The 5,715-nt window shown below is 41.3% G+C and carries 8 protein-coding genes and 2 tRNA genes; 7 read left to right on the top strand and 3 right to left on the bottom strand.

From position 1 onward, the window contains the following. Positions 1-259 precede the first annotated feature (259 nt). From KBF71_08715 to KBF71_08705, 3 genes are all read left to right on the top strand, one after another. On the top strand, positions 260-463 hold the full coding sequence (locus tag KBF71_08715; protein ID MBP9878392.1) for a 30S ribosomal protein S21: 204 nt from the start codon (positions 260-262) through the stop codon (positions 461-463). 219 nt (positions 464-682) lie between these two features. Continuing rightward, a tRNA-Asn gene (locus KBF71_08710) sits at positions 683-757 on the top strand. Positions 758-891: 134 nt separating this feature from the next. After that, positions 892-1,800 (top strand): C40 family peptidase, encoded by a 909-nt coding sequence (locus KBF71_08705; GenBank protein ID MBP9878391.1) that lies wholly within the window; start codon positions 892-894, stop codon positions 1,798-1,800. A gap of 28 nt (positions 1,801-1,828) precedes the next feature. Here KBF71_08705 and KBF71_08700 read toward each other — a convergent pair. Next, positions 1,829-1,912 (bottom strand) — tRNA-Leu (locus KBF71_08700). A 184-nt stretch (positions 1,913-2,096) separates the two neighbouring features. Here KBF71_08700 and KBF71_08695 point away from each other — a divergent pair. From KBF71_08695 to KBF71_08685, 3 genes are read left to right on the top strand one after another with little or no spacing between them, the layout of a single operon-like run. After that, a complete protein-coding gene (locus KBF71_08695; GenBank protein MBP9878390.1) occupies positions 2,097-2,678 on the top strand; it encodes a DedA family protein in 582 nt (193 codons plus the stop codon). A gap of 11 nt (positions 2,679-2,689) precedes the next feature. After that, positions 2,690-3,193 carry a disulfide bond formation protein B gene (locus KBF71_08690; protein ID MBP9878389.1) on the top strand — a complete coding sequence of 168 codons (504 nt, stop codon included), beginning with the start codon at positions 2,690-2,692 and terminating at the stop codon, positions 3,191-3,193. Further along, positions 3,190-3,756 carry a demethoxyubiquinone hydroxylase family protein gene (locus KBF71_08685; protein ID MBP9878388.1) on the top strand — a complete coding sequence of 189 codons (567 nt, stop codon included), beginning with the start codon at positions 3,190-3,192 and terminating at the stop codon, positions 3,754-3,756. The genes KBF71_08690 and KBF71_08685 overlap by 4 nt, the downstream gene beginning before the upstream one ends. Here KBF71_08685 and KBF71_08680 read toward each other — a convergent pair. Both KBF71_08680 and KBF71_08675 read right to left on the bottom strand, forming a co-directional pair. After that, positions 3,753-4,109: a hypothetical protein gene (locus KBF71_08680; protein ID MBP9878387.1), complete on the bottom strand. Its 357-nt coding sequence runs from the start codon at positions 4,107-4,109 to the stop codon at positions 3,753-3,755. The genes KBF71_08685 and KBF71_08680 overlap by 4 nt on opposite strands. Before the next feature lie 9 nt (positions 4,110-4,118). Beyond that, positions 4,119-4,772: a YggS family pyridoxal phosphate-dependent enzyme gene (locus KBF71_08675; protein MBP9878386.1), complete on the bottom strand. Its 654-nt coding sequence runs from the start codon at positions 4,770-4,772 to the stop codon at positions 4,119-4,121. Between the two features lie 65 nt (positions 4,773-4,837). Between KBF71_08675 and nagZ the strand changes: the two genes are divergently transcribed. Continuing rightward, on the top strand, positions 4,838-5,715 hold an 878-nt coding region (gene nagZ / locus KBF71_08670), incomplete at its 3' end, for a beta-N-acetylhexosaminidase (GenBank protein ID MBP9878385.1).

Raw genomic sequence — 5,715 nt, 5'->3', positions numbered from 1 at the left:
GATTCATTCGGACCCCTTTCATCTAAACTCTCGATAAGTTTAAAAGAAAATTCCTACTGAAAAGCGGACATTTCTATCTTGCTCAAACAGGACAATATCATTTTGCTCCTACACCGCTTAAATTAACTCTTTCTAAATACCAACTTATGGTGTATACTAGTCTTCTTGACCTGAGTCGAAAAGGCTACAACTGACGTTGAAAAGAGAAATTTTTTCAATCAGTGTACAAGTAATCTAAACCAGAAAGGAGTTGATAGCCATGCAAGTCCAGGTTCGTGATAATAACGTTGATCAAGCGTTACGTGCATTAAAGAAAAAAATGCAACGTGAAGGAATTTTTCGTGAGATGAAAATTCGTCGCACATTTGAAAAACCTTCAGAACGTAAAGCCCGTGAACAAGCTGAAGCAATTCGTAGAACACGTAAGCTTATGCGTAAACGCCTTGATCGTGAGGGATTCTAATTTAGAATTTTGAACAAATCAAAAAACGAGGAAGACATTCTTTCTCGTTTTTTTGTTTTTGAGCCCTCGCTCTTAAATATTCAATCAAAATCAAAGCATAAGGGAACCTTCTCTTGTTAAGACAAAACGCTTCTCAGAAAAAATTCAAAAAAATGTGAGAAATTGAAAAAAATGAGTAGCATTCCTCCATTTTTTCTGGTAAAAAAATAACCAAGGTATTCCCCGGTAGCTCAGTGGTAGAGCAGACGGCTGTTAACCGTCTGGCCGCTGGTTCGAGTCCGGCCCGGGGAGCCAACCTTACTCAAACAAATCCCCTTAATATCTCAAGTTCATATTATCATACTGACCTCGTCATTCTTTAATTATGGCGACAAGTCTTTATCAACATGCTATCCTGAAGGCAAATATCCCTTTACAATGGAGAAGAAATGCCACTCTTATCGATCAACGAACTCCGCGCCAAATGTCAAAATCTGGATAACTTTGATGCGAAAACAATGAAACTGGACACAAGAGTTCACCCCAACCGTGACACTGCTGCAGCTAACTATTTAAGCGCGGTGATTCAAGTTGAAAAATATTACGAACCAAGACTTTACAGAGTTAAAGACAGCATTGTGAGCGTTTTAAATGCCCCTTCTTTAAAAGCTAGGTGCCTTACACAGCTCTTACGAGGTGAATTGGTTGACTTATATCACCGTGAATCTGGAGGGTATGGATGGGTTCAAAATCTACGAGATGGCTACGTCGGCTATGTGCCAATGGCCTGCCTAACACCTGTTGAAGAAAATGAAACTGCTCCGATGACAGAAGCTATCATCACAGCCCCAAAAACCTTTGCATACACAGAACCTGATTTAAAGTCTCAGCCTTCAAACAATCTTTATCTCGGCAGCATCATTTCTGGCACAAAAACGACCAATGGTTATTTGGAGACAGAATTCGGCTTCGTCACAGAAAAACATTCAAAACAAGATGGTTTTCTGAAAGGAGACTGGCTAAAAACAATGCTTTCATTTCAAGGCACCCCTTACCTATGGGGCGGAAAATCTTTTGGCGGTATTGATTGCTCTGGTCTGGTTCAAGTTGTTTTAAATGCTTATGGGATTGAATGCCCACGCGATTCTGATCAACAAGCTGCAGCATTGGGCAAACTGCTAGACAATCAAGATATACTTCAAAGAGGTGATTTTGTCTTCTTTAAAGGACATGTCGGCGTGATGATTGATGCGGATCAGATGCTTCATGCAAACCAGACAGCTATGTCTGTCACAATTGACCCTTTAAGCTTTGTTGAATCAATTGCAGGATCTATTCTCTGCCGCAGACGCCTTTAAATTGTAAAGAAAATATCAAGTTGAATATTGGTGCCCCCGGGGAGACTCGAACTCCCACGCCCGAAGACAACAGATTTTGAGTCTGCCACGTCTACCATTCCGCCACAGGGGCAACACCACATCAACGTCAGTCATTTATTTTTCAAGCCTGAAAAGAAATATTAGCGACTAGATTTGATAATAGCACTATCATAGCGAAATAATTTATTTGGTCAAGCCCTCTTATAATTTTTTTTACACTTGTCAATAATACTTAAAGTCAGGCACAATAGATCATACTCAATGAAAGGACGAATATGATTCGCAAACTCTATGACTGGACTTATAATCTCTCAAAACATCCGCGCTCATTTTGGGCGCTCTTTGTTGTCGCTTTTATTGAAAGCTCTGTTTTCCCAATTCCACCAGATGTTCTCTTGATTCCTATCATTTTCGCAAATCGTCATAAAGCTTTACGGCTTGCATTGATCTGCACAATTGGATCAACGCTCGGCGGTGTTTTTGGTTATGGTATCGGGTATTTTCTCTACCAAGAGGTTGGCGTGCCAATCATGAATACTTATGGCTATACAGATGCCATTGCAAAATTCAGCGAGCTTTACAACTATTGGGGCGTCTGGATTATTGCTGCAGCAGGCTTTACACCCTTCCCGTACAAGGTCATTACCATCACGAGTGGTGTCACACACTTTCCTTTCTGGATCTTTGTGATCACTTCTTTTCTCTCCAGAGGCGCAAGATTCTACCTCGTTGCGATTATTTTGATGATCTATGGAGAAAAAATGGAACGCTTGCTTGAAAAGCACTTTAACCTCATCACAACACTCTTTTTTGTGCTCTTTTTTGGTGGCTTTTTCGTTGTTTACAAACTGATGTAAGGATCAACTCTATGATAAACCAGATCTCATCTCAAAGAATGCAACACAGAATGAAAGTCTTATTAATCCTATTTAGTGGCTTTGCTCTTCTCGGCGCTTTCATTCTTGAACATATGCTTGATATTGTCCCGTGTGAATTGTGTTTACTCCAAAGATGGGCGCATCTTTTAACCTTATTGTTCGGAACTCTTTCTCTCATTAAGCTCAATCCCAAAATGTCAAGTGCGTTCTTTGTCATTGCCCTATTCTCTTTAACAGTTGGCGCCATTATTGCTTACTACCAATTTGGCCTTGAAATGAGATGGTGGCAGAGTGTCGTCTCTTGCGTTCCTTTTCCGAGCACAGGAGATGAGGCACTCTTCATGAAAAACTTAGCAGTGCCAAGTGTTCCTTGTGAAATCAAAGGCCATACACTTTTTGGCCTGACTTTATCTGCTTACAATGGCCTATTCTCAACCATCATCCTTCTCATCAATATCTATGCAACCCCTTTCAAAATGAAAAAAATAAAATGAAAAAATCAACAAAACAAAAGCCTTTTGGCCTGCCTGGTGATTTATCGAAGCAAGATCTTATTGAGCGCATGATCCGTGTCAATCACGCTGGTGAATATGGAGCGAAAAGAATCTATCAAGGTCAGCTAGATGTCCTAAAAAACACCGAGTCTGCTGAATTGATTGAACATATGGCCGAACAAGAAGAAGTCCATCTGTCAGCCTTTGAAGATTTGATGACAGAAAGACGCGTCAGACCTTCTGCTCTTTTTCCTTTATGGCACGCTGCCGGATATGCCTTAGGCGCTGTAACCGCTCTGATGGGTGAAAAGGCAGCAATGGCCTGCACTGTAGCTGTTGAATCCGTCATTGCTGAGCATTATCAAAGCCAGCTTGATCAACTCGATCATTTTGATGATGAAAAAGAACTACAAGGGATGATCCAAAAATTCAGAGAAGAAGAGATGGAGCATCATGATATCGGTATTGAGAACCATGCCGAAGAAGCTGCTGCCTACCCTCTTCTCTCAAGTGCCATCAAAACAGGCTCACGCATTGCTATTTGGCTTGCAGAACGCGTCTAGAGTTTTGAAATACTGGCTGTCTGTTTGAGTAACTGTAAAGCATCAACATCACTATAACCTGTCAGTGCAATTTCTTTTTGCTCGACCTGAATTTTCAACTCAAGCCTTTCCAGGGGATGCAATTTTTTAACATAGACCGGACGTTCCCTTAGAACTTTATCCGTCAGTTCAGTCGGCGCCTTATCAAAGGCATCTGCTTTGCGTATTGGAAAGAAGAACAGGACAATTCTTTGTGATCCAATCCATATCGTTTTATCCAAATAACCTAAGATGTCTGGTGATTCAGTACCATCTGAAATCCGAATGAATTGACCGTGATATTTCGCAAGATCTGACAATCTTTTGACTTCCATAATATCTCCTTATACGTTAGGTCGTCTTACTCCAAAAAGAAGTGATCCAATTCTGATATAATCTGTTCCCATTTTAACGGCTGTTTCATAGTCTGAACTCATGCCCATACTCACCTTTTCAAGACGATTGATTTCCGCTAATTTTTTGAGCTCTGCAAAATAAGGATCAGGCACTTCTCCTTGAGGAGGAATGGCTTGCAGACCTTCAATTGTTAACTGTAAATCCTTCTGACAATAAGAAAGCAGTGCATGTAGCTCTTCTGGCAAAACGCCATGTTTCTGAAGCTCTCGGCCGATGTTCACCTGAATAAAAAGGCGCAATTTTTTGTTTTGCTTTTGGCATTCTTCAGCAATTTTTTTGGCAATATCTGCACGATCAACACTTGCAATCACATCAAAGAGAGCAACAGCTTTTTTGACTTTATTGCTTTGCAGGGGACCAATGCAATGAAGCGTGATATTAGGAAACTGACTCTTCAGAGCTGGCCATTTTTCTTCTGCTTCTTGAAGGCGATTTTCACCAAAATCAAGGTGCCCCTCTTTTAAAAAAGGGAGTATTTTTTCAGCACTTTGCTGTTTGGTGACAATGATGATTTTTGGCTGCGAGCCAGGTGGCGCTAGTGCAATGATATTTTTCTGTAAATGGGAAAGACTCTCTGGCATAATCCAACTATCTTTTGTTACCTCTTTCTATTGGTATCATAATTCAGTCAAAAACGGAATGTTAAATGCTCAAGCAAATCATTGTCCCGCTTCAAGGAACCAAACTCACTCCAGAAGAACGAGACCTATTCTCTGGCCCTAATCAACCATTTGGCTTTATCCTTTTTGCACGCAATTATGAAAACCCTGAACAATTAAACGCGCTCACAACACAATTACGAACAGTGACAAAACGCCATGATTGCGCTATTTTGATCGATCAAGAAGGGGGCCGCGTCCAAAGGCTCTCGCACCCCCATTTTCAAAAATTTCCTCATGCCTCTGACATCGGCTCTCTCTTTGATCGCGATAAAGAAAAAGGAATCAGGGCCTCTTGGCTTATGGGCCGACTCATCGCCCATGATTTAAAATCAGTTGGCATCACGATTAACTGCGCGCCCGTGTGTGATCTAAGACAGGAAGGAGCACATGAGATTATTGGCCAAAGATCTTTCCATAAAAATCCCCAAATCGTCTCACAACTTGCAAGCGCCTATGCAGAAGGATTAATGGCTGGCGGCATTCTACCGATTATCAAACATTTACCTGGCCACGGCAGAGCACTTGTTGACAGCCACGTATCACTACCGCGCGTAACGGCCAATCTTGACTTACTCAGAGAAACAGATTTTATTCCCTTTATGGACCTCTCTCATATGCCTTGTGCCATGACAGCGCATATTGTGTATGAGCAAGTTGACCCTAATCAACCCGTCACTCATTCTCAAAAAGCAATTACTGAGATTATTCGTGGAGAACTTTCTTTTAAAGGCATTCTTTTTTCAGATGCGATTGATACGGGCGCATTAGAAGGACCATTTCATGAGCGTGCAGCGCGTATTCTAGATGCAGGATGTGACTTGCCACTTTATTGCAATGGACCACATGAAGAAACAGTCAAAAT

This window comes from Alphaproteobacteria bacterium (genome assembly GCA_018063245.1).
GTDB lineage: Bacteria > Pseudomonadota > Alphaproteobacteria > JAGPBS01 > JAGPBS01 > JAGPBS01.
This window is presented reverse-complemented; position numbering and strand designations above follow the sequence as displayed.

What these genes read in the sequence shown, in the direction of transcription:
- KBF71_08715 (MBP9878392.1), top strand. Translation starts at nt 260, where the DNA reads ATGCAAGTCCAGGTTCGTGATAATAACGTTGATCAAGCGTTACGTGCA.
- KBF71_08705 (MBP9878391.1), top strand. Translation starts at nt 892, where the DNA reads ATGCCACTCTTATCGATCAACGAACTCCGCGCCAAATGTCAAAATCTG.
- KBF71_08680 (MBP9878387.1), bottom strand. Translation starts at nt 4,109, where the DNA reads ATGGAAGTCAAAAGATTGTCAGATCTTGCGAAATATCACGGTCAATTC.
- KBF71_08685 (MBP9878388.1), top strand. Translation starts at nt 3,190, where the DNA reads ATGAAAAAATCAACAAAACAAAAGCCTTTTGGCCTGCCTGGTGATTTA.
- KBF71_08695 (MBP9878390.1), top strand. Translation starts at nt 2,097, where the DNA reads ATGATTCGCAAACTCTATGACTGGACTTATAATCTCTCAAAACATCCG.
- KBF71_08675 (MBP9878386.1), bottom strand. Translation starts at nt 4,772, where the DNA reads ATGCCAGAGAGTCTTTCCCATTTACAGAAAAATATCATTGCACTAGCG.
- KBF71_08690 (MBP9878389.1), top strand. Translation starts at nt 2,690, where the DNA reads ATGATAAACCAGATCTCATCTCAAAGAATGCAACACAGAATGAAAGTC.